The following is a 22,051-nucleotide window of genomic DNA, read 5'->3' on the forward strand; positions in this document are numbered from 1 at the left end:
GTGCAGAGCAAACGCATGACCGAGTCCTCGGGTTCAATAGCAGGGGTCGATCGCCGCTGTTCACTGGCTCGAACCGCATTGTTTCTCCGCGCTCCCTTGTCGCTGTGCGCCTCGCCTATTAGCTAGGTCAGGCAGCCGCGGCGCATTGATGTGAGGTCAACATGAAGAAGATCGGTTTCCTGTCCTTTGGTCATTGGAGTCCGTCACCCAATTCCGGAACGCGGAGCGCCGGCGACGCGCTGCTGCAATCCATCGACCTGGCCGTGGCGGCCGAGGAACTGGGTGCCGATGGCGCCTATTTCCGCGTGCATCACTTTGCACGCCAATTGGCCTCGCCCTTCCCGCTGCTCGCCGCCGCCGGCGCCAAGACCAAGACCATCGAGCTGGGCACGGCGGTCATCGATATGCGTTACGAGAACCCGCTCTACATGGCCGAGGATGCCGGCGCGGCGGACCTGATTGCCGGCGGGCGCCTGCAACTGGGCATTTCCCGTGGCTCGCCCGAGCAGGTGATCGATGGCTGGCGCTATTTCGGCTACCAGCCCGCCGAAGGCCAGACCGACGCCGACATGGCGCGCCTCAATGCCGAAATCTTCCTCAAGGCCATTACCGGCCAGGGTTTTGCTCAGCCCAATCCGCGGCCCATGTTCCCCAATCCGCCTGGCATGCTGCGGCTCGAACCTTATTCGGAAGGCCTCCTCGAACGCATCTGGTGGGGCGCGGCCAGCGACGCGACCGCCGTCTGGGCGGCCAAGCTCGGGCTCAATCTCCAGTCGTCCACCCTCAAATTCGACGAGTCAGGAAAGCCCTTCCACATCCAGCAGGCCGAGCAGATCCGTGCCTATCGCGCCGCCTGGGCGGAAGCGGGCCATACACGCACGCCCCGCGTTTCGGTCAGCCGCTCAATCTTCGCCCTCGTCAACGACCAGGACCGCATGTATTTCGGCTCCGGCCGGCCCGAGGAAGACCAGTTCGGCTATATCGAACCGGAAAAGCGCGCCGTCTTCGGCCGCGGCTATACCGCCGAGCCCGACAAGCTGATCGAGGAACTGCGCCAGGACGAAGCCATCGCCGAAGCGGACACGCTGCTCCTCACCGTGCCCAACCAGCTCGGCGTCGATTACAATGCCCATGTCATCGAGAGCATCCTGAAGTACGTCGCCCCGGCGCTCGGCTGGCGGTGAGTTTTCGACGACAACTTTTGCCGTGTTGACCTCGCCTCGCATTGACTGTGAGGTGAGGCATGGTCAAACGATTGCTGAGCGATAGTCGCGAGATAGTCCGTCGCCTTGAGGCCGACGGCTTCGCCCTTGTTTCGACCCGCGGTTCCCACCATAAATATCGACATTCAGGAACGGGCAGAGTGGTGATCCTGCCCCATCCCCGCCGCGACATCCCGATTGGGACGGTCCGATCCATCTACCGGCAAGCAGGTTGGTCAACCGATGACAGTCACTGACACGCACTACCTGGCCCTCATCCACAAAGATGCCCGTTCCGGCTACGGCATTTCCTTTCCCGATGTGCCGGGGGTGATTGCGGTTGCCGATAGCCTGGATTCGGCCATCTCCGAAGCGGCCGCCGCTCTGGACTTTGCCTTCGAGGATTGGGTCGGTGCTTTGCCCGCCGCGCGGACGCTTGAGGCGCTCCGGGCGGACCCCATCTTTGTCGCCGATGCTGCAGACGCCATCATCGCGGCCATCCGCCCATCCTCCAGTTACTATGCGGCTGCTGAATAACTAGGGCAGGCTGAACCCTGAGCGCGCGCAGCCATTGGCCTGCCAGTAGCTGTCGACCGGGGTATGGGCGCCGGTCGACAGCACCTCGATCCGCGCGGCAAAGGCCATGGCCTGGCATTCATCGGCACCGGCCACGACATGCACCATTTCGTGCAGGATGGTCAGCCGGCGCAGCGCCGGCGTGCCTTCCGCGGAAAATTGCGGACAGAGCGCGAGCCGGATCACGCCGTCGCGCGGCGGCAGATCGACAAAGGCGGCATAGCGCCCACAGGCCCCGCCGCCATCGCTCCGGTAAAGATCGAGCAACACCTCGCCGCCCCAGACCGCTGACGTGAACCGTCCCAGGGTCAGCGCGTCGCCATAGGCTGCGACGTCGACGCCGGCCAGTTCGCCCGGCAGTTGCGCGCGTGCGGTGGAAAAGGCGGCGATGGCATCGTTCAGCGCATCCAGCGCCGCATCGGCACGCGCCGGGGGCGCGGCAAACAGCAATCCGGCGATGGTCATGGCAAGAAGGGGCAGGCGCATGCCCTGGCTTGTGGCCGGGATTTGCGGCCCGGACAAGGCAGCAAGCGCTCATCATCCCGGCCGGAGCTTGAAATTTCCACCCGCCCCGGGTGATGTTGGTCCACGGTTCGGGGAAGGCACATGGCGGCTATCGGCATCAGGGACGGCATGGCTTGGGATGGCGCTCGTCGAGACTGGGACGATGCCGGTCCGCGCCCGCTGGCCTGGACGGCCTGGTATCCAGCCATGGCCGGGACGGGTGCTCCAGTGTCAGCCGAGGGACAGTTTTTCGAGTCGGGCGCGGTCAGCCGCGATGCCGACCACGAAGCCGGCGGCGCCCTGCCGGTGGTCCTACTCTCGCATGGCACCGGAGGCTCGCCGCAAAGCCTGGGCTGGCTGGCGCGGTTCCTGGCCGGCCACGGCCATGTGGTGATCGGTGCCCATCACCATGGCAATACGGCTCGCGAACCCTATCGGCCAGAAGGCTTCCTGGCCTGGTGGGAACGGGCCCCCGATCTTTCGGCGCTTCTGACGGAACTGGCGGCGCATGGGCCCTTTGCCGGCCGGCTGGATCTCGATCGGGTTTCGGCCGTCGGCTTTTCGCTCGGCTGCTACGCCGTGTTGTCGCTGGGCGGCGCGCGCGGCGCCATGACGCGATACGACGCCTGGGCACGGGCGGCGGGTATCACCGCCGCCGGTCCGCGTGAAATGCCCGATGCTGCCGCCCACCTCCCGCGCCTTCTCGACCAATCACGATCATTTCAAGCGAGCTGGTCGCGGCAGGGCGATGATGTCGCCGATAGGCGCATCCGCTCGATCGTCGCCATCGCCGCGCCGCCGCCGTTGCGCGCCTTTTCGCCCGAAAGCCTTGCCGGCATTGGCGTGCCGACGCTGCTGGTCACCGGCGATGCCGATGCCGAAGCGCCGTCTGCCTTCGGGGCAAACTGGCTCCGGGCCGAAAATCCGGGATTTTCCCACGTCAGCATGGGCGCCGAGGTGGGACACTATACCTTTCTCGAGCGGGCCAATGAGCCGGTACCAGAAGAAATGGCCTTTCTCTTTGCCGATCCGCCAGCGCTTGATCGGAGGGTCATGCACCAGGCATGTGCCGAGGTGGTTCTGTCCGCATTGGCCTGATCGCAGGCGATCCGGTCACTGTGTCGCCGCTGTCACAGCGCCGCAAAACCCGCCGGAGCCCCCATAAACCGGCCACATTTGCCGCTGAGAAGCTTGGCTCATGCGCTGCTAAACGCTCTCGGGGCAATGACGGGCCATTGGTCCGATCTTAACCTCCCGGTGACCATGTGTTTCCCTTGCCGGGCGAACAGGGTAGAAGCAGCATGGACCCCTTTCCGCTTTAGGTTGCCTGATGGATTTTCGCATTTCGGCCGATGACCGCGTGGGCGCTCCCAAGGATCGCCAGAACAAGCCCCAGGCCCGCCCGGCGGGCAAGGGCCAGCGCGTCGAGCCGACCATGGGCCAAAGCATGGCCTTTTCGGTCGATGACGTTCGTCCTGGCGGCCGCGGCGGCAATGGTGGCGGCGGTGGTGGCGGCAAGCCGCCCAAGGCGCAGAAGCCTCCCCGTAAGGGCAAGGCCGAACCGGTTCGCCCGAAAAAGCGCCGCTCGCGTTCGGGCGGCTTTCTCATGGGCCTGCTGTGGTGGGGCTTTGTCGCCTGCCTCTGGGGCGGCCTCGCCGCCATCGGCGTCGTCGTCTATTACGGCGCGCAACTGCCGGCGTCCAATACCTGGGCCATTCCCGAGCGTCCGCCCAATATCCGCATTCTCGCGGCCGATGGCAGCCTGATTTCCAATCGTGGCCAGACCGGCGGCGAGGCTGTGACGTTCCGGGAATTGCCGCATTATGTTCCGGCCGCCTTCATCGCCTCGGAAGACCGGCGCTTCATGAGTCACTTCGGCGTCGACCCGATCGGTCTCGTGTCGGTGGCCATCGAGTCGGTGCAGGCGCGCGAAGTGACGCGCGGCGCCTCGACTCTCACCCAGCAGGTCGCCAAGAATCTCTTCCTCACGCCCGACCAGACCCTGGGCCGCAAGGTGCAGGAGGCCATTCTCGCCGTCTGGCTCGAGCAGAATTTCTCCAAGGAAGAAATTCTCGAACTCTATATGAACCGCGTCTATTTCGGCGCCGGTGCCACCGGCATCGAAGCCGCTGCGCAGACCTATTTCGGCGTCTCGGCCCGCAATCTTTCACTAGGACAGGCCGCCATGCTGGTCGGCATCCTGCCCGCGCCTTCGGCCTATAATCCCAAGGTCAATCCGGATCGCGCCAAGGAGCGGCAGCGCCTCGTGCTCAATGCCATGGCCCAGGAGGGCTATATCACCGCCGAGGAAGCCAATGCCGCGCGCATCGACCCCAACCAGACGGTGCGCACCGTGGTCGCCGGCTCGGAATCCTACGTCGCCGACTGGGTCGAAAGCCTGATGACCGCCTATATCGGCGAGATCAAGTCCGACGTCGTGGTGCAGACCACCATCGACTACAAGATGCAGAAGGACGCCGAGTTCATCGTCAAGGAACAGGTGGCCAATGAGGGGCCCAAGCGCGGCTTTACCCAGGGCGCGCTGGTGGCCATGGAAGTCGATGGTACCGTGCGCGCCATGGTCGGCGGCGTCGACTACCAGGCGAGCCAGTATAACCGTGCCGTCACCGCCAAGCGCCAGCCGGGCTCGACCTTCAAGCCCTTCGTCTACCTTGCCGCCATGGAAAAGGGCTATACGCCCGATACCTTGGCCGAGGACGCGCAGTTCGAATACAATGGCTGGAGCCCGCGCAATGCCAATGGCAAATATGCCGGCACGGTGACGCTGCGCCAGGGCCTGGCCTATTCGCTCAATACCATTGCCGGTCGCCTCGCCATCGACGTGACCCCCGAAAAGGTGGTGGAAGTGGCCATGCGCATGGGCATTTCCTCCAATCTCACCCCCGTGCCGTCGATCGCCCTCGGCACGCAGGAAGTGAACCTGCTCGAACTCACCAGCGCCTATGCGCCCTTCGCCAATGGTGGTAATGGCGTCATCCCCAATGTCATCACCAAGGTCGAGGACGTCGAGGGCAATGTGCTCTACGAGGCCTCCACTGCCGGCCCAGGCCGCGTGATCGACCCCAATGTGCTGGCCGAGATGAACGACATGCTCAAGACCGCCGTCGAGGTGGGAACGGGCCGCGGCGCCAATCTGGGTGGCTGGGATTTCGGCGGCAAGACCGGCACCAGCCAGAATGCCCGCGACGCCCTCTTTGTCGGTTACACCTCCTCGTTGGTGACGGGCGTCTGGCTGGGCAATGACAATGACACCCAGACGAGCCTCTCTGGCGGCAACGTGCCGGCGACCATCTGGTCCGAATTCATGACCAAGGCGCATGCCGGCCGTTCGCCCACGCCCATTCCGGGCAGCTCCTATGCCGGTCAGCTCATCGCCCAGCAACTGGTCGATCCCAATACCGGCCTGCCGATCATCGATCCGGCGACGGGCCAGCCGCAGGTCCAGTATGTGGATGGCGGCACCGGCCAGCCGGTGCAGACCACGGTCGATCCGGCGACCGGCCAGATCGTGGCCATCGATCCGGCGACGGGTCTGCCCATGCAGGGCCTGACGCCCATCGGCGGTCAGACGGCTACAGCCCCGGCCGGCGCAACCATCGATCCCGCCACCGGCCTGCCCGTGCAGCAGATCGATCCGGCGACGGGTCTGCCGATCCAGCAGCAGATCGATCCGGCCACCGGCCTGCCGATCCAGCAGATCGACCCCGCGACCGGCCTGCCGGTCGGCCAGAGCCAGGTCGTGCAGTATGATGCCAATGGCCAGGCCATCGACCCGGTCACCGGCTTCCCGCTGCAGCAGGACCCCAACGCCGCCTTGACCAACCAGGCGCCCATCGATCCGGAAACGGGGCTCCCCATGGTGCTGATCGTCGATCCGGCCACCGGCCAGCAGGTCTGGGTGCCCAGCGCCCCGACCGGCCAGCAGGCCGTGCCGCAGGGACAGATCATCCCGCCCGGCCAGGTGATCCAGACCCAGCCCCAGCAGGTCTACCAGGAGCCGGAACGTCAGCGCACGCTGATGGACCTGATCTTCGGCGGCGAACAGAACTAATTCGAACCACAGACGCGCAAGGCCCCGGAAGCGATCCCGGGGCCTTTTTTGCCGGCGCTTTGCTGCAGCCTGTCGCCCCGCCTTGAGCCGGGGCCCAGCTTGAGATCCCAGGATGGATCCCGGCCTTCGCCGGGATGACATCGGTGGGGAGGGCATGTGTTCTGTCCAATCCGCCCTGCCGCCCTCGGACTTGATCCGAGGGCAAGCCGAAACATCGCGGATGTTGGAAGTGGCCCGAGGACGGAACTGCGATGCGAACGGTGTGGTGGTGTCACGCCCACACAAAAAGCTCCGGTCAAGACCGGGGCCGGGTCGGGAACCATTCTTCTCCCCATCGGGGAGAAGGTGGCGCACAGCGCCGGATGAGGGGGATGTTTGGGCGAGCTTTGTGGCTGTCGGGACACTCCCCCTCACCGACTCGGCTTCGCCGAGCCACCTCTCCCCGAGGGGGAGAGGAATAAGGCTCGCACTCGTCAGTCAAAAGAAAAGCCCCGGTCGTGAGACCGGGGCTCTTGCGCGGGTGGGATCGAGCCCTACAGCACCACGATGGGCGCGCCGTTGGGAACGCGGTCGTAAAGATCGATGACGTCGTGGAACAGGAGGCGCACGCAACCCGAGGACACGGCATGGCCGATGGTCGCCACGTCCATGGTGCCATGGATGCGGTAGAGCGTGTCCTTGTTGCCCTGATGGATATAGAGCGCGCGGGCGCCCAGGGCATTCAGCAGGCCAGGCGGCTGGCCGTGGCGGTACATTTCGAGCTCCGGCTGGCGCTCGATCATCTCGGACGGCGGGGTCCAGACGGGCCATTTGCGCTTATAGGCAATGTGGCCTTCGCCGCTCCATTCAAAGCCGGCGCGCCCCAGGCCCACGCCATAACGCATGGCGCGGCCATTGGGCATGGTGAAATAGAGCACGTAATTGCCGGTATCGACCACCACACGCCCTGCCGGCTCGCCGGTGGGGTTGTCGACTTCCTGGCGCCAGAATTTGGGGTCGAGATTGGAAATGTCGGCAGCCGGCACTGGATATTCTTCCTCCGGGCGGGCGGCATACATGGCCAGCACGTCGGGCGGGATCACCGGCCGCAGCGGCTCGGCAACGGTGGCGGTGGTCCGGCTTCCGGTGGTGGAGCAACCGGCAAGGGCGAGGGCGCCGAGGCTGGCAAAGCCAGCCAGGACGGCGCGGCGCGACAAGGTCGCGTCGATGACGATAGACATGACAAAAGTATCCTTGGCCCGGAAAGGGCCGTGCATCTTGGGTTTCGAGCGGGTTTTTCGGCTGGGCTCAGGCCGCTATGGGCGGGCGCAGCAGGCTCGTGGCCGGTCCGGTCGTGCCCACCAGGGCCACATCGGCTTCCGGCGCATCGGTTTCCGGCGCCTCGGGCAGCAGCGGCAGGGTCACACCGATAGCGTGATGGGCGCCACAGGGCATCATGATGCCGGCGCCCAAGTCGATCTGGCCGCGCTGGATTTCCACCACGACAGGGATGGCCTTGTTTTCGGCATCGACATGGTTGAGCACGACAATGGGGGTCGAAACATAGCGATGCGCATGCGCAACCGTCGCGCCCATGACGGACGCGAAGGTGAAGACGACGGCAATGAGGGCTACGAGACGACGCATGTGACCCTGATACGCGCTCGATTGCGGCAGGATCGGGGCGGGCGCGACCCTAACTCTCGCCGCCGGGCGCCTGCCAGGCCATAAGCTCGCGACCGTGTGCTTTTAGCCACGCTTTGCCCCGCTCCATGTCGGGCAGGGTGCGCTCGACGGTCGCCCAGAACGCGTCGGAATGGTTCATCTCCACCAGGTGCGCCACTTCATGGGCCGCGACATAGTCGAGCACATGCGGCGGCGCCAGGATCAGCCGCCAGTTGTAGTTGATATTGCCGGTCGAGGAGCACGAGCCCCAGCGGCTCGACTGGCTGCGGAGGCGGACCTGCTTGACCGTGACGCCGAGACGCGCGGCATGGTGCTGGCTCTGGGCTGTGAGGTCGACAAGCGCCTGGGCCTTGAGCCAGTCATAAAGGCGGCGCGGCTGGTGCGCGGCGTCGCCTGGCACACGCAGCACCGGCCCGTCTGCGGTCTGCGCCAGATCGACCCGGCCGCGCAGCGCGCCAGTGCCGACGACGAGATGCGGCACGCCGCGCAGCGGCAGCATCACCCCGGCCTCGAGCCGTTGGGCTTGTGCCGCCCGCGGCAGCCGTGCGGCCAGCCAGTGCCGGTGGCGATGAAGAAAGGCTTCGGCATCGCTCCAGCGCGCCGTCTCGGGCAGGGTCAGCAGCGGCCCCGAGGCCGGTAGCGACAGGCGAAAGGACCGGGCGCGCGCACTCACCTTGACGGCGATGCTGACGGGGGCGCCATCGACCTCGATCTGGGTCGTCTTGGGCGGTGCTGTGCGCTGGCGCAGGAAGGAGAACATGGGCCCCATTATAAAGGATTCGGTCCGCTGCCGAAGGGCGTTCCTGCAGCCATACGAACCGGTGGCTTACGTCTGGCTCTGTCACCCCACCCTCATTCCCTCCCCATCAAGGGGAGGGATGCAAAAGGCCGGGCCGCCAGTGTTCATCGTCTCCCTCCCCCTTGTGGGGAGGGATCGAGGGTGGGGGTGCGAGCGGCAAGGGCAATCGCTTCAAACGAAAAAGGCGCCCCTTGCGGGGCGCCAGTCTTGCCGTTGGAGGGCAGGGAAGGAGAGGGGCAGGCCGCTTACTGGCCGTTATTGCCCCAGTTGTACTGGTCGGCCGGCTTGTCGCCAAAGCCCTGGCGGCTGCCGCGGTGCTCGTTCATGAAGCGGTCGAACTCTTCGCGATCCTTGGCCTTGTTGAGGTTGGCCATGTATTCGTGGAAGGCGTCGATCTCGGCGTCGAGACGGGCGCGCTCTTCCTCGAGGCGCTTGAGCTGTTCGGCACGATATTCGTCAAAGGCGGCATTGCCCGAGGACGAGGTGGAGGCAAAGCCGGTGCGGCCGAAGCCGTGCTTGTTGTTGTTGCGCATGTAGCCGCATCCCTTGTTCCAGTAAGCCTGGGCCTTTTCGGCGGAGCCGCCGAACTTCTCACCCCAGAGGATGTAGCCGAGCACGGCCAGGCCCAGCGGCCAGAAGATGATGAAGCCCAGAACCATGAGGGCGATGGTCAGAGGCGACCATTGAGGTTTGATGATTGCAGTGGTCATGTGTTTCGACTCCCAGTCACGATGACTCTCAAATGGCCCGCTCCCTCGCAGGATCAAGCATGTGCCTGTCGATTTTTTACGCTTGAAATGGCGGCAGGCCCTCCCTATGCGCCATAATTGAGCTGCCCCGAATGTGCCAATGGAGACCGGCATGAGCGCCGAACCCACGCCAAGCCTGCCACCGCCCGCGGGCTGGCGCCCGCTGCGCCTGCAGACTCTGGTGCTGCTGCGCTGGCTCGCCGTGGCTGGACAGACCATCGGGGTCCTGTTCGTCAATTGGGGCCTCGGCTTCCCCCTGCCGCTGGTCGAATGCCTGGCGCTGATCGTGCTGTCGGCCGGCGTCAATATCGGGCTCACCCTGCGCTTCGGCCCGCATTACCGGCTTTCGGCCCGCGTCGCCGCCCTGCAACTGGCCTTCGATCTCTGCCAGCTCGGCGGCCTCCTGGCTTTGACAGGCGGGCTCGAAAACCCCTTTGCCCTTCTGTTGCTGGCGCCGGTATCGGTCTCCGCCACCTCGCTGCCGCAGCGCCAGGCCTTCCTCGTCGCCCTGCTCGCCGCCATGATCGCCTCGGTGCTGGCGGTCCTCCACCTGCCGCTGCCCTGGGAAATGGGCGGCACCATCGTCTTCAACCGCATCTATGTGATCGGCATCTGGGTCTCGACCATTTGCGGCGTCGTGTTCATTTCCGCCTATACCAACCGTGTCGCCCACGACGCCCGGCAGATTGCCGATGCACTGGCTGCCACCGAGCTGGCGCTGTCGCGCCGCGAACAGCTTTCCGCGCTCGATGGGCTCGCGGCCGCCGCGGCGCATGAACTTGGCACGCCGCTCTCCACCATTGCCCTGGCCGCCAAGGAAATGCGGCTCGAGGTGGAAAAGAACTCCGCCCTGGCCGAGGATGTCGAGCTGATCATTGCCCAGGCGGCGCGCTGCCGGGCGATTCTGGCCAAGCTGCGTAATCTGGGCAGCGAGCCGGCCGACCTGTTTGCCGAAGCGCCGCTGACCGACATTCTCGACGAGGTGGCGCGCCCGCATGAAGGGCGGGGCAAGGTCATCCTGTTCGATGCGGCCGATACGTCCGGCCCGCCGCCGATCTTTCCGCGCAGCGTTGGCCTGCTCTATGGGCTGGGCAATATCATCGAGAATGCCACCGATTTCGCGGCCCAGACCGTCCGCATTGAAAGCGGCTGGGACCAGCAGACCATCAGCGTCGCCATCACCGATGACGGCAAGGGCTTTGCCCCCGAGCTGATCGCCCGGCTGGGCGAACCCTATCTCACCAGCCGCCCGCGCGATCCCGGCGGCAGCGACGCGCACCAGCCCGGGGGCCTGGGCCTGGGCATCTTCATCGCCAAGACGCTGCTGGAACGAACCGGCGCGCGGCTCACTTTCGACAATGCCGAGCCGACAGGCCATGCCCGCGTCCGCATCACCTGGCCGCGCAGCGCAATCGCGTGATCGGACGGGTTGGTTTTGACGTAGGTCGAGCAAAGGCATATTGGAAGGGCCATGGATACGATCGAAGACCTTCTGGCTGCCGATCCAAGCATCTTGCTTGTCGATGACGATGCAGCCTTCCTGAGCCGCCTCGAACGCGCCATGGCGCGGCGGGGCTTTGAAGTGCGCATTGCCGCTTCTGTCGCCGATGGCCTTGCCGCCGTGGCCGACCGCCCGCCGGCCTATGCCGTGGTCGACCTGCGGCTCGAGGACGGCAATGGCCTCGATGTCGTCTCGGCGCTGCACCAGAAGCGCCCCGATGCGCGCGCCGTGGTGCTCACCGGCTATGGCAATATCGCGACGGCAGTGACGGCGGTCAAACTCGGGGCCATGGACTATCTTTCCAAGCCCGCCGATGCCGACGATGTCATCAATGCGCTGCTTGCCACCGGCGAGGACAAGCCCGAGCCGCCGGAAAACCCGATGTCGGCCGACCGCGTCCGCTGGGAACATATCCAGCGCGTCTATGAGCTCTGTGACCGCAATGTGTCCGAGACCGCGCGGCGCCTCAACATGCACCGCCGCACCCTGCAGCGCATTCTCGCCAAGCGCGCGCCGCGGTAATTTCGTGATTGTCGTCATTGCCCGGCTTGACCGGGCAATCCACCTTGTCGATGCATGGACCACCCGGTCGAGCCGGGTGGTGACGTTGAACAAGGGCGTCGCCTGATTGCCCTACCGCGAAAACAGCGTCTCGAAACCGCCAAAGATCATGCGCCTGCCGTCGAACGGCATTTCGCCGAAATCGGCCATGGCTTCGGGCGCCATCATCTTCTGCATCGCCGCGTCGCGGGTGGCCTTGTCGGGATATTCGATCCAGGAAAAGACGATGACCTCGTCCTCCTTTGCCTGCACGGCGCTGTAGAAATCGTTGTTCTCGCCATGCGGGACATCGTCGCCCCAGTTCTCGACGACGCGCGTGGCGCCCCAGCTCTTGAGCAGGTCGGCGGCCTTGCTGGCGTGGTCGATATAGGCCTGGCGGTTGGCCTTGGGCACGGCGGTGACCATTCCATCGATATAGGGCATTGGCTTTCTCCTTGTCGGTCTGGGCAAACGGTTCTGCTGACGGGGCGGTTTCCCGGCCCGCCTCGACTTTGACGAATGGCTGGGGCTAACCTCGACAGGCAAAGCCAAAAAAGAGGAGCCGCGCTTGACCGTCACCCTCCATTTCCACGGCGCGGCCGGCACCGTGACCGGTTCGTGCTACCGTGTGGTCCATCCGGCCGGGCAGTTTCTCGTCGATTGCGGACTCTTTCAGGGCAACAAGAGCGTGCGCGACCTCAATCTCAAGCCCACGCCCTTTGATCCGAAAAGCGTGGACTTCCTGCTCCTCACCCATGCCCATATCGATCATGCCGGTCTCTTGCCCAAGCTCTATGCCGAGGGCTGGCGCGGCCCGATGTGGATGACCGAGCCGACCGCTGGCCTCCTCGAATATCTCCTGCCCGACGGCGCCGGCATCCAGGAAAGCGAGGCCGAGCGCGAAACCAGGAAGCGCAGCCGGCGCGGCGAGGAACCGGCCAAGCCGCTCTATACGATGGCCGATGCCGAAGAGGCATTGCAGCATCGCCGGACCTGCGCCTATGGCGCATGGATCGAGCCCGGCCCGGGCGTCCGCGCCCGCTACTGGAATGCCGGCCATATCATCGGCTCGGCCTCGATCGAGGTGGAGGTGATCGACAGCGACGGCAAGCCGGTGCGGCTGATGTTTTCGGGCGATATCGGGCCGGACGAAAAGGTCTTCTACAACGAACCCGAAGGTCCTTCGGGCTTCGACTATATTCTTTGCGAATCCACCTATGGCGGGCGCGATCGCGCCGATTATACGCTGGTCGAGCGGCGCGAGGCGCTCAAGCTCGAGATCCAGGAGGCGATGCGGCGTGGCGGCAATCTCGTCATTCCCGCCTTTGCCGTCGAGCGCAGCCAGGAATTGCTGCACGATATCGGCGTCCTCATCCGCAATGGCGAGATCGACCCCAAGCTGGTGGTGCTCGACAGCCCGCTCGCCAGCAAGGTCACCAGCGTCTATCGCAAATATGCGAGCATGTTCGAGGATACCGAGCTTGCCGCAGACGAGCTGTTCAACGACCCGCGCTTCCGCATCATCGAGGCGGTGGAGGACAGCAAGGCGCTCAACGCCATCAAGGGCGGCGCCATCATCCTCTCCGCCTCCGGCATGGCCGATGCCGGGCGCATCAAGCATCACCTCCGGAACAACCTGATCCGCTCCAATGCCACCGTGCTCTTCGTCGGCTACCAGGCGCCGGGCACGCTGGGCCAGATCATTCTCTCGGGCGCGAAGGAAGTGCGCATCCACGGCACGCTGGTCCCGGTCCGGGCCACGGTCCGCTCCATGGGCAATTACTCCGCCCATGCCGATCATTCCGAGTTGATGGACTGGATTGCCGAGCGCCTGCCGGCCCATGGCGCGCTGTTCCTGACCCATGGCGAGGACGAGGAGCGTCACGCCCTGCGCGATGCGCTGGTCGCGGCGGGCCAGCTCGGCGGCGATCAGGTCATCCTGCCCCAGCTCGACGACTATTTCGAACTCGATACCGCCGGCATCAAGGCTGCCAAGGCGCCGCCCGCACGCCGCGTCGACCCGGCGCAGATGCCTTCGGATTGGCACAATGCCTTTTCCGATTTCACCATTCGCCTGAGCCAGCGACTGCATGATCTGCCCGACAGCGACAAACTGGCGCTGATGCTGGATCTGCAGGCACGCCTCTCCGACCTCGGCGCCGCCCCGAGCCCCAAGGGCCGGCCGACGCCCGTGACCCCGGTCGAGACGCAGGCGTTTGATGAATAGGTGTGCCGGGCCACGCCTCTCAAAGATCCGCGCCCGATCTAACCCCCATCGTCACCACTCGGGTTGTCCCGGGTGGTCCATTCCCCCGCAAGGTGGATTGCCCGGACAAGCCGGGCAATGACGAAGGATAGGGGAGGGCGGCGCGGTGCAGGACAGGGTCGCCCGTTCACCGCCCCTCCAGCGCCTCCACCCGCGCCGCCAGCTCCTGCACGGCCCGGACCAGCGGGGCGATGAACTGGTCGTAGCGCAGCGCCTGCTGGCTGTCGGGATCATCGGGGTCGGCCAGCACATGCCCGCCGAAATCCACTTCCAGCCGCGCCGCCACCGCGGCCACATCCTGGGCGATGAGCCCGTAATGGATGCGCCCATCGCCACCCTTCCACTGGAAGCGCACTGGCTCGAGAAGGCAAATGAAGTCGAGGCCGAGATCGCTCGGCGCGATCTCCGTCTTGTGCCTCCCATCCGAGGTCTGGATCGTGCCGGTGGCCGACCACACGGCCGACCAGCGGGCGCCGCTGGCCCCCAGCGTCCGCGTATTGTCCGTGGCCGGCCGCACGATGCCCGCCACGGTCATGGTCGCCGTCGCGGCATCGATGGTGACGGCATCGGTCCAGGCCGCACCATCGGCGCTGACCTTGATGCGCCAGTTGGTGTCGCCCATCAGGCCCATTTCGGCCCGGCCCGACCAGTTGGACTGGTAAAGGAGGCTCGCCGTATCCCCGCTCGCCGCTTTGTTGAGCTTGAGCTGGTGCCCGGAGCCGGCGTGGTTGAGGAGCGTCGCCGCCGACGACACGGAAAGCCGGTTGGTACTGTCGGCGCTGGCATTGATGCCGAGCTGCGGCAGGCCCGCGCCCAGCGCCGCGACCACCGTCCAGGCGCTCCCCGAAAAGACACGCAGCGTGTCGCTGGCGCGATCGAAGACCTGCCAGCCCTCGGCCGGATCGAAAAAGCTCCAGGCGCCGTCCTGCCAGGCGGCGATTTCATTGCTGTGCCCTGCCCAGGCGCCGCTGGCGCCCGCGGGCACGATCCAGGCTTCTCCCGGCAGCGGCGTTGTCGGCGGCGTGACCAGTGCCGCCGATTCCACCACCGGCTGCACCAATGCATCGAGCCGGTTGAGGGCATCATTGTGGGTGATGTGCTTGAGGGCCTGTCCGGCCATGATGAAGGGCAGGGAAAGGCGGGCGGTGTCGTTCATGAAAAGGCTCCAACAGTGATGGAGCCAGTGTGCGGCGGGATGTGGCAGCGGGGATAAGGCGAAGAGGGGGGCTAGACCGCCGCCACTGTCCGCCGCTGCGTTAGGATAAACGCGATGATGAAGCAGGCGCTCATCAGCAGCACGATGGTTGGGGCCGGGGCGCTGTCGAGAAAGAAGCTGAGATAAACCCCAAAGAGGCTGCATCCCACCGAAATGCCCGTGGCCACGAACAGCATGACGCCGAAGCGCCTTGTGATCAGAAAGGCAATGGATCCCGGCGCGATAAGGAGGGCAATGACCAGCACGATGCCCACCGCCTGCAGGGCCCCGACAATGGTCAGCGAGATCAGCGCCAGAAGGCCGTAATGCAGGAGGCGGGTGTTGAGCCCGATGGCCCCGGCCTGCTGCGGGTCGAAGATGAAGAGCATGAGATCGCGCCACTTGGCCGCGACAATGCCGGTGACGACGAGGGCAACGGCCAGCGCCAGCATGATGCCGCCCTGGTCGACGCCCAGCATGTTGCCAAAGAGAATGTGGTCGAGATGCACATCGGTGGTGATGGCGGTGTAGAGCACGATGCCGAGGCCGAAGAGCCCGGCAAAGACCACGCCCATGACCGTATCTTCCTTGATGCGGGAATTCTCCTTGAGAAACCCTACCGAGAGGGCGCAGACCATGCCGGCGATAAAGGCGCCCAAGCCCAGGGGCAGGCCGACCATATAGGCAATGACCACGCCCGGCAGCACGGCATGGGAAATGGCGTCGCCCATCAGCGACCAGCCCTTGAGCACGAGGAAGCACGAGAGCAGCGCCGTCGGCACCGCCACCAGTGCCGCGATCACCATGGCCTGGACCATGAAGGGGAACTGGAACGGCCAGACCAGCCAATCGACGAGCGACACGCCTTCCATCATGCGGTCTCCTCGGCGATGCGGCGGCGGGCTGCCAGCCAGCCATGCTTGGGTGCGAAGACAAAGGCGAGAAGGAAGACCAGCGTCTGCAGCACGACGATGATGCCGCCCGTCGCCCCGTCGAGGAAATAGCTCAGATACGCTCCGACCAGCGATGTCAGCACCCCGAGCACGATGGCAAGGACGATGAGGCGCGGAAAGCGGTCGGTGAGAAGGTAGGCCGTGGCACCCGGCGTCACCACCATGGCGATGACGAGAAAGGCGCCCACGGTCTGCATCGCCGCAACGGTCGCGGCGCTGAGCAGGGCGAAGAAGACCACCTTGAGCAAGGTGGTTCGAAGGCCGATGGAGCGGGCATGGCTCGCGTCGAAGAAGGTGACCATCAGGTCCTTCCAGATCACCAGCATGACGGCCAGCGTCACCACCGAGATCAGCACCAGTTGCAGCGTGTCCTCGGGGGTAATCGCAAGGATATTGCCCAAAACGATCGACTGCACGTCGACTGCGGTGGGCGAGACCGAGACCATGAACAGCCCCAGCCCGAAAAAGCCGGTGAAGATGAGGCCGATCACCGCGTCTTCGCGCAGTTTCGTGCGCTGCGACAGGAACAGCATGGCCCCGGCTGCAAGCCCGCCGGAGAGGAAGGCGCCGATGGAAAAGGGCAGGCCCAGCATGTAGGCGCCGGCCACCCCCGGCACGATGGAATGGGAGAGGGCATCGCCGATCAGCGACCAGCCCTTGAGCATCAGATAGGCCGAAAGGAAGGCGCAGACGCCTCCGACAAGGGCCGAAACCCACATGGCATTGACCATGTAATTGTAGCCGAAGGGTTCGAGCAGCAGGTCGATCACGACTGGTCCTCGCGCCTGTTCTGGTGCGCCTCGCGGCCCTTCTCGCCATAGAAGACCAGCGGGCGTTCGTCGTCGGTCAGCACGGAGAGATGCCGCGGATCGTCGTCGGCATGCAGGCCCGCACCCGACAGCACGAAATGCCGGAGCACGCCGCCAAAGGCCTCTTCTAGCTTTTCGCGGGTGAACACCTCCGATGTCGGGCCCGAGGCGATGACCGTACCCTTGACCAGCACGGTGCGGTCGCAGAATTCGGGCACCGAGCCCAGATTGTGGGTGGAGACGAGGATCACCTTGCCCTCGTCGCGTAGCGCCCGCAGCAGGGCAATGATGGCGTCCTCGGTCTTGACGTCGACGCCGGTAAACGGCTCGTCGAGAAGGATGACCTCCCCCTCCTGCGCCAATGCCCGGGCGAGGAAGACGCGCTTTTTCTGCCCACCCGAAAGCTCGCCGATCTGCCTCTTGGCAAAGCTGGTCATGTCGACGCGGGCCAGCGCCGCTGCCACCTTTTCCCGGTCCACGGGGCCGGGGATGCGCAGCATGTTCATGTGGCCGAACCGGCCCATCATCACCACATCCTCGACCAGCACCGGAAAGTTCCAGTCGACGTCCTCGGACTGCGGCACATAGGCGATTTTATTCTGCCGCTGCGCCTGCCTGCCGGTTTGGCCCAGGATGGAAATCTCCCCGCCCGTCAGCGGCACGAACCCCATGATCGCCTTGAAGATCGTCGACTTGCCCGCGCCGTTGACCCCCACAAGCGCGGTGATCGAGCCACGCGGCGCGACAAAGCTCGCGCTTTTCAGCGCCGTCGTACCATTGCGGTAGGCGACGGTAATGTCCTTGATGGCGATGCCTGGGGCCTGGTCCTTCACTGCGCCAATCCTGCTGCAATGGTTTCGGTGGTGACGCGCAGGAGGTCGAGATAGGTCGGAACCGGCCCGTCTGCCTCCGAGAGTGAGTCCACATAGAGCACGCCGCCATAGGGAATGCCGGTTTCCCGCGCCACCTGCTCGGCCGGCTTGGGCGAAATGGTCGATTCCGAAAAGATCGTCGGGATCTGGTATTCGCGCACCGCGTCGATGACGGTGCGCACCTGCTGCGGCGTCCCCTGCTGGTCGGCGTTGATCGGCCAGAGATAGAGTTCCTTGAGCCCGAAATCGCGCGCCAGGTAGGAGAAGGCGCCTTCCGAAGTCACGAGCCAGCGCTTCTCCTCGGGAATGGCGGTGAGCGCCGCGCGGATCGGCTCGACCGTAGCGGTGATCTCTGCCGCATAGGCCGCCGCATTGGCATTGTAGGTGGCCTCATTGGCCGGGTCGGTGGCGACGAAGGCCTTGCGGATATTCTCCACATAGACCAGCGCATCGCTGGGCGACATCCAGGCATGGGGATTGGGCTTGCCCTCATAGGGCCCCTCGCCAATGCCGATGGGCTCGATGCCCTCGGTGAGCACCGCGCTCGGCACGTCGGGCAGGTTGTCGAGGAACTGCGCAAACCACTGCTCGAGATTGAGCCCGTTCCAGAGGATGAGGTCGGCGTCCTGCGCCGCCACCAGATCGCCGGGCGTCGGTTGGTAATTGTGGATCTCGGCGCCGGGCTTGGTGATCGACACCACGTCGGCAGCATCGCCCGCCACATTGGCTGCCATGTCGGCCAGGATGGTAAAGCTGGTCACCGCCTTGATCCGCTCCTGCGCCATGGCGGGCAGGTATAGCGCCAGCGGGGTGGCGAGGATGAGGGCGGCAACAAGACGGCGGCGCATGCGGATCTCCTGATAGCGACGCATCAACACGTAATGCAATTGCAAATCATTCGCAAGTAGGACAATGCGCGGCCCCCTGCTTGGGTTCCGCTCCGGGCCATTTGCTGGACAAGCACATCGGGCGGGGGCACAATTGGCCGAACGTCGTCCTCGATTAGTCTGTTCCTGCTGCGTCCCGAACGGGTGGCATGATGAGTGTAGGACTTCCCGACCCCGCCATGCGCCGCCCTTGGTATCACAGCTTCTTGGCTGGCCTTTTCCTTGCGCTGGTGGCGCTGGCAGTGTCCCCGCTCGCCGGGCTCGACCTGCGCTCGCGCGGCGCGAGCGAAAACGGCGAACTGACGGCCGCGACGCTGTTCGCCGGGGTCTGCGCCACCGGGTGGCTGGTCTGGGCCCTGCTGCCGGCGCGCCCCGGTGGCAATTCGATCCGGCGCGGTGGCATAGCTGGTGTCGTTACAGCCTGCCTCGCCTACCCGGTCGTGCTGCTGCTGCCCGAATTCTTCCAGGCGGATTGGCAGGGCGTCGATGCCACGACATTTGTCGGGCGGGTGCTGCAGGTGCTGCTGCTGTCCCTCCTTGCTCTCGTCACCACCGGTTTTGCCTCGGCCCTGCTCCTGGGCATCGCCGGTATTCTGGCCGGAACGGTCGAGAGCCGCCTGCTGCCGCAGCGGCAGGCCCGCGTGTCACACCGCCCCTCCCTGGCCGGTCGCATCATTCGCGCGCTGGGATGGGTCATCATCGGGCTCGTGGGCGTGCTGATGCTAAGCTTTGCGCTCCTGACCTTCTGGCCGATCCGGCCGCTGGATGGGCCGGCGCCATCAGCCATGGCCCTCACCCATGAGAACGCCCTGGCCGCGTTTGCCGGGATCGAGGCGGCGGAAGCGGCGCTCGATCTCGACCCGCGCTGCACCTCAAAACTTCTCACCCATGGCAGCAAGGTGGAGCGGGTAGTTATTTTCTACCATGGCCTCACCAATTGCCCCGCCCAGGCCAGTGAACTGGCGCCGCTGCTGTTCGAGCAGGGCTATAATGTGCTGGTGCCGCGTCTGCCCGGACATCGCGAAGCCGATACCCTGACCCTGGCGCTGGCCGATGTCACTGCGGAGGATTTCGTCGCCACTGCCGAGGGCGCGGTCGCCATGGCCCATGGCCTCGGCGACGAGGTCGTGGTGCTCGGTCTCTCGGCCGGGGGCACCATCACCGCCTATCACGCCCAGACCGACGCGACGCTGACCAGTGCAGTATCCGCGGCGCCCTTCCTCGCACCGGCCGGCCTGCCTGGCTGGGCGACCCAGGCCGCCACCAATCTCCTGCTGTTTTTGCCCAACCTGATGCTGTGGTGGGATGCGAGCGCGCCCTGGCCGAGCCAGCCGCCCATGGATTACGCCTATCCGCGCTTTGCCACCCATGCCCTGGCCGAGCTCATGCGACTGGGGCTGGTCGTGTCGGACGCCGCCGGCGTCACTCCGGCCCAGGCCGCGCATCTGGGTCTCCTCCTCAATGCGTCCGATACCTCGATCAATAACGGCGCCGCCCAGGCGCTTGCCGCCGCCTGGCAGCGCAAGGGCGCCATGGTGGACAATCGCATGCTGCCGGCCGAGCTCGGCCTGCCGCATGACATCGTCGATCCGCGCCAGGCCGACGCCAATACCGCCGTGGTCTATCCGATCCTTCTCGACATGGTATCCGCCGATCCGAACTCGCCCCCGCGATAGCAGGGTGTTGACGCCCCCCTCCAAGGCATGGAAAAGCCACCTGCACCGGCCCCGCGGGGCATTCTTTCCGGAGCGGGACTGCCATGGCGATGCATATTGCCCTGACCTTCGACGACAATTTCTGGGCACCGGCATTTGCCACCATGCGCTCGGTGTGCCTCTTCACCCACCGCCGCGAAGAGCTCGTTTTCCATCTCTGCCATCGCACCCTTACCGATGAGCACAAGGCCGATCTTGCCGCCATCGCCGACGAGTTTCCGGTCACGCTCCATTGGTACGATCTCGATCAGTCCGACATGTTCCGCGACATCGCCGCGCGCATGCCCGAAAACAAGCGGCTGTCCAACATCGTCTATGCCCGCCTGATGATCGACCGCCTCGTCGGGCCCGAGGTCGAGCGCATCCTCTATCTCGATTGCGACATGCTGGTACGCGACGACGTGGCCTATCTCTTTGACCTCGATCTCGAGGGCAATGCCATTGCCGCGGTGCGCGACACCATTGGCGACATCATCACCGGCGGCAAGGACCTGCGCGGCAATGCCGATCTCTTCGACATGGCCGACTATTACTTCAATGCCGGCATGGTGATGATCGACCTCAGGCAATGGCGCGAGGCCGACATCATCGGCCGCATGGAAAATTACCTCGCCACCGGGGTCATGCAGCGCATCTATTACGACCAGGATCTCCTGAACCTGATCTTCCGCGGCCGCTGGCTCAAGCTGCCCTGGCGCTGGAACACCATCCATGCCCGGGCCTCGCATGAATGCTTCGATCCGGCGATCCTCCACTATACCGGCAAGAGCAAGCCCTGGAGCGTCGTGGTGGGCCTGTTTCAGGCCGTGGCCTTTGCCCGGCTTTACCGCCACGTCATGACCAATGACCTGTTCTACCGCTATGCCCGGCACCGCTGGAAGCGCCGCTGGATGAAACGCCTGCGTCTGGCGCGCTAATCGATCGAGGCCGGATCGAGCCCCTCGGCGGCGCAGAGCGCCGCAAGCGCGCTGCCCGCTTCGGGCAGGGGCAGGCCGGCGCGGCCGCGATCGGTGAGTTGGCTGCGCCAGAGGTGCACGCCCAGCGTTTCCGGCGTGATGGCGGCGTCGAGGTTCGAACCCGCCTTCATCAGCGCCGGAATGCCTTCATACGGCACGGGATAGAAGGTTGCCGACGACCGCACCTGGCCCACCAGGCCATGCGCCGCCACGTAGTGGGTCAGCGCCATGGGTCCGGTGGCGCCATACTGCATGTGCTCGGGCGTCACCCGGTCGCCGAAGAGCCGGCGGATGGCCACTTCCCAGCGGCGCATCGGCGGCAGGTGCGGCTCGAACAGCGGCCGCTCGGTGGTTTCGAAAATGGCGATGAGATCGTCGAGTAGCGGCGCGCCGGCTGGAATATGCAGCACCGCGCCATTGACCGAGCCCGGCCGTTCCCAGGCGAAGAGATAGTCGGGCGGCCCCTCGATCGGCTTTAATAAGTAGATGTCGAGATCGGCATAGACCCCGAGCCCCTGCCGCAGCACCGCGTAGCGGAAGTGGTCCGAGAACACGCCGGGCGTGCCCTTGCCCTTGTAGAAGACCAGGCGTTCGCGCGGCAGCACCGCGGCCGCGTCACGCCACTCCGCGCCCTCGGGAAGGCTTTCGATGGGCTCGTAGGAATAGACGTGCACCGGATGACCGCGGCGGCGAAAGGCGGTGATGCAGAGTACTTCGAGCCAGCTCAGGCGGCCGTGCCAGAAGCTGACGATGGTGGGCAGGGACATCGGGAACTCGCGCCGGGTAAGGA

General features: G+C 65.4%; 22 protein-coding genes. 10 read left to right on the top strand and 12 right to left on the bottom strand.

Annotation, left to right across the window (positions count from 1 at the left end; genetic code table 11):
• Positions 1-161: 161 nt before the first annotated feature.
• The 3 genes from JEQ47_RS13825 to JEQ47_RS13835 are packed head-to-tail and all read left to right on the top strand — an operon-like array spanning position 162 to position 1,739.
• The gene (locus JEQ47_RS13825) at positions 162-1,184 is read left to right on the top strand and encodes an LLM class flavin-dependent oxidoreductase (protein ID WP_198877027.1); all 1,023 of its coding nucleotides are present in this window, start codon (positions 162-164) and stop codon (positions 1,182-1,184) included.
• A 59-nt stretch (positions 1,185-1,243) separates the two neighbouring features.
• Entirely contained in the window at positions 1,244-1,459 is a 216-nt protein-coding gene (locus JEQ47_RS13830) for a type II toxin-antitoxin system HicA family toxin (RefSeq protein ID WP_328769064.1), read from the top strand.
• Positions 1,446-1,739: a type II toxin-antitoxin system HicB family antitoxin gene (locus JEQ47_RS13835; RefSeq protein ID WP_198877028.1), complete on the top strand. Its 294-nt coding sequence runs from the start codon at positions 1,446-1,448 to the stop codon at positions 1,737-1,739. Before JEQ47_RS13830 ends, JEQ47_RS13835 begins: the two co-directional genes overlap by 14 nt.
• On the opposite strand, the gene JEQ47_RS13840 is transcribed toward JEQ47_RS13835, so the two are convergent.
• Positions 1,740-2,264, bottom strand: a complete 525-nt coding sequence (locus JEQ47_RS13840) for a hypothetical protein (protein ID WP_198877029.1) — start codon at positions 2,262-2,264, stop codon at positions 1,740-1,742.
• 120 nt (positions 2,265-2,384) lie between these two features.
• Here JEQ47_RS13840 and JEQ47_RS13845 point away from each other — a divergent pair, with 120 nt between their 5' ends.
• Both JEQ47_RS13845 and JEQ47_RS13850 read left to right on the top strand, forming a co-directional pair.
• A complete protein-coding gene (locus tag JEQ47_RS13845) occupies positions 2,385-3,380 on the top strand; it encodes an alpha/beta hydrolase family protein (protein WP_198877030.1) in 996 nt (331 codons plus the stop codon).
• A 232-nt stretch (positions 3,381-3,612) separates the two neighbouring features.
• Positions 3,613-6,354, top strand: a complete 2,742-nt coding sequence (locus tag JEQ47_RS13850) for a PBP1A family penicillin-binding protein (RefSeq protein WP_198877031.1) — start codon at positions 3,613-3,615, stop codon at positions 6,352-6,354.
• Between the two features lie 533 nt (positions 6,355-6,887).
• Here JEQ47_RS13850 and JEQ47_RS13855 read toward each other — a convergent pair.
• The 4 genes from JEQ47_RS13855 to JEQ47_RS13870 all read right to left on the bottom strand — a co-directional run bounded on the left by JEQ47_RS13855 (position 6,888) and on the right by JEQ47_RS13870 (position 9,528).
• A complete protein-coding gene (locus tag JEQ47_RS13855; RefSeq protein ID WP_198877032.1) occupies positions 6,888-7,574 on the bottom strand; it encodes a L,D-transpeptidase in 687 nt (228 codons plus the stop codon).
• Positions 7,575-7,641: 67 nt separating this feature from the next.
• Complete coding sequence (locus tag JEQ47_RS13860; protein WP_198877033.1) at positions 7,642-7,980, bottom strand: hypothetical protein; 339 nt, start codon at positions 7,978-7,980, stop codon at positions 7,642-7,644.
• Between the two features lie 49 nt (positions 7,981-8,029).
• On the bottom strand, positions 8,030-8,779 hold the full coding sequence (locus JEQ47_RS13865) for a M48 family metallopeptidase (protein WP_198877034.1): 750 nt from the start codon (positions 8,777-8,779) through the stop codon (positions 8,030-8,032).
• Positions 8,780-9,063: 284 nt separating this feature from the next.
• Complete coding sequence (locus tag JEQ47_RS13870) at positions 9,064-9,528, bottom strand: DUF2852 domain-containing protein (RefSeq protein WP_198877035.1); 465 nt, start codon at positions 9,526-9,528, stop codon at positions 9,064-9,066.
• Between the two features lie 151 nt (positions 9,529-9,679).
• Between JEQ47_RS13870 and JEQ47_RS13875 the strand changes: the two genes are divergently transcribed.
• Both JEQ47_RS13875 and JEQ47_RS13880 read left to right on the top strand, forming a co-directional pair.
• On the top strand, positions 9,680-10,987 hold the full coding sequence (locus JEQ47_RS13875; protein WP_198877036.1) for an ActS/PrrB/RegB family redox-sensitive histidine kinase: 1,308 nt from the start codon (positions 9,680-9,682) through the stop codon (positions 10,985-10,987).
• A 51-nt stretch (positions 10,988-11,038) separates the two neighbouring features.
• A complete protein-coding gene (locus JEQ47_RS13880) occupies positions 11,039-11,590 on the top strand; it encodes an ActR/PrrA/RegA family redox response regulator transcription factor (protein ID WP_198877037.1) in 552 nt (183 codons plus the stop codon).
• Positions 11,591-11,701: 111 nt separating this feature from the next.
• Here JEQ47_RS13880 and JEQ47_RS13885 read toward each other — a convergent pair whose 3' ends face one another.
• Positions 11,702-12,052: a DUF1428 domain-containing protein gene (locus JEQ47_RS13885; protein ID WP_198877038.1), complete on the bottom strand. Its 351-nt coding sequence runs from the start codon at positions 12,050-12,052 to the stop codon at positions 11,702-11,704.
• Positions 12,053-12,176: 124 nt separating this feature from the next.
• Here JEQ47_RS13885 and JEQ47_RS13890 point away from each other — a divergent pair, with 124 nt between their 5' ends.
• The gene (locus tag JEQ47_RS13890) at positions 12,177-13,835 is read left to right on the top strand and encodes an MBL fold metallo-hydrolase RNA specificity domain-containing protein (protein WP_198877039.1); all 1,659 of its coding nucleotides are present in this window, start codon (positions 12,177-12,179) and stop codon (positions 13,833-13,835) included.
• Between the two features lie 166 nt (positions 13,836-14,001).
• Here the strand turns inward: JEQ47_RS13890 and JEQ47_RS13895 are convergent, their stop codons facing one another.
• The 5 genes from JEQ47_RS13895 to JEQ47_RS20730 all read right to left on the bottom strand — a co-directional run bounded on the left by JEQ47_RS13895 (position 14,002) and on the right by JEQ47_RS20730 (position 18,551).
• Complete coding sequence (locus tag JEQ47_RS13895; RefSeq protein WP_198877040.1) at positions 14,002-15,030, bottom strand: DUF2793 domain-containing protein; 1,029 nt, start codon at positions 15,028-15,030, stop codon at positions 14,002-14,004.
• A 71-nt stretch (positions 15,031-15,101) separates the two neighbouring features.
• Positions 15,102-15,944 carry a metal ABC transporter permease gene (locus tag JEQ47_RS13900; protein WP_328769068.1) on the bottom strand — a complete coding sequence of 281 codons (843 nt, stop codon included), beginning with the start codon at positions 15,942-15,944 and terminating at the stop codon, positions 15,102-15,104.
• On the bottom strand, positions 15,941-16,792 hold the full coding sequence (locus JEQ47_RS13905; protein ID WP_328769070.1) for a metal ABC transporter permease: 852 nt from the start codon (positions 16,790-16,792) through the stop codon (positions 15,941-15,943). Before JEQ47_RS13905 ends, JEQ47_RS13900 begins: the two co-directional genes overlap by 4 nt.
• Positions 16,789-17,673 carry a manganese/iron ABC transporter ATP-binding protein gene (locus tag JEQ47_RS13910; RefSeq protein ID WP_328769282.1) on the bottom strand — a complete coding sequence of 295 codons (885 nt, stop codon included), beginning with the start codon at positions 17,671-17,673 and terminating at the stop codon, positions 16,789-16,791. The genes JEQ47_RS13905 and JEQ47_RS13910 overlap by 4 nt, the downstream gene beginning before the upstream one ends.
• Positions 17,661-18,551: a metal ABC transporter substrate-binding protein gene (locus tag JEQ47_RS20730; protein ID WP_198877042.1), complete on the bottom strand. Its 891-nt coding sequence runs from the start codon at positions 18,549-18,551 to the stop codon at positions 17,661-17,663. Before JEQ47_RS20730 ends, JEQ47_RS13910 begins: the two co-directional genes overlap by 13 nt.
• Before the next feature lie 191 nt (positions 18,552-18,742).
• On the opposite strand from JEQ47_RS20730, the gene JEQ47_RS13920 reads away from it, so the two are divergent.
• Together JEQ47_RS13920 and JEQ47_RS13925 are read left to right on the top strand one after the other, a co-directional pair.
• On the top strand, positions 18,743-20,266 hold the full coding sequence (locus JEQ47_RS13920) for an alpha/beta hydrolase (RefSeq protein WP_198877043.1): 1,524 nt from the start codon (positions 18,743-18,745) through the stop codon (positions 20,264-20,266).
• A gap of 83 nt (positions 20,267-20,349) precedes the next feature.
• Complete coding sequence (locus JEQ47_RS13925) at positions 20,350-21,222, top strand: glycosyltransferase family 8 protein (protein ID WP_198877044.1); 873 nt, start codon at positions 20,350-20,352, stop codon at positions 21,220-21,222.
• Here JEQ47_RS13925 and JEQ47_RS13930 read toward each other — a convergent pair.
• Positions 21,219-22,028 carry a glycosyltransferase family 32 protein gene (locus JEQ47_RS13930; protein WP_198877045.1) on the bottom strand — a complete coding sequence of 270 codons (810 nt, stop codon included), beginning with the start codon at positions 22,026-22,028 and terminating at the stop codon, positions 21,219-21,221. The genes JEQ47_RS13925 and JEQ47_RS13930 overlap by 4 nt on opposite strands.
• Between the last annotated feature and the right edge of the window lie 23 nt (positions 22,029-22,051).

The organism is Devosia sediminis (genome assembly GCF_016411825.1).
Classification (GTDB): Bacteria; Pseudomonadota; Alphaproteobacteria; order Rhizobiales; family Devosiaceae; genus Devosia; species Devosia sediminis.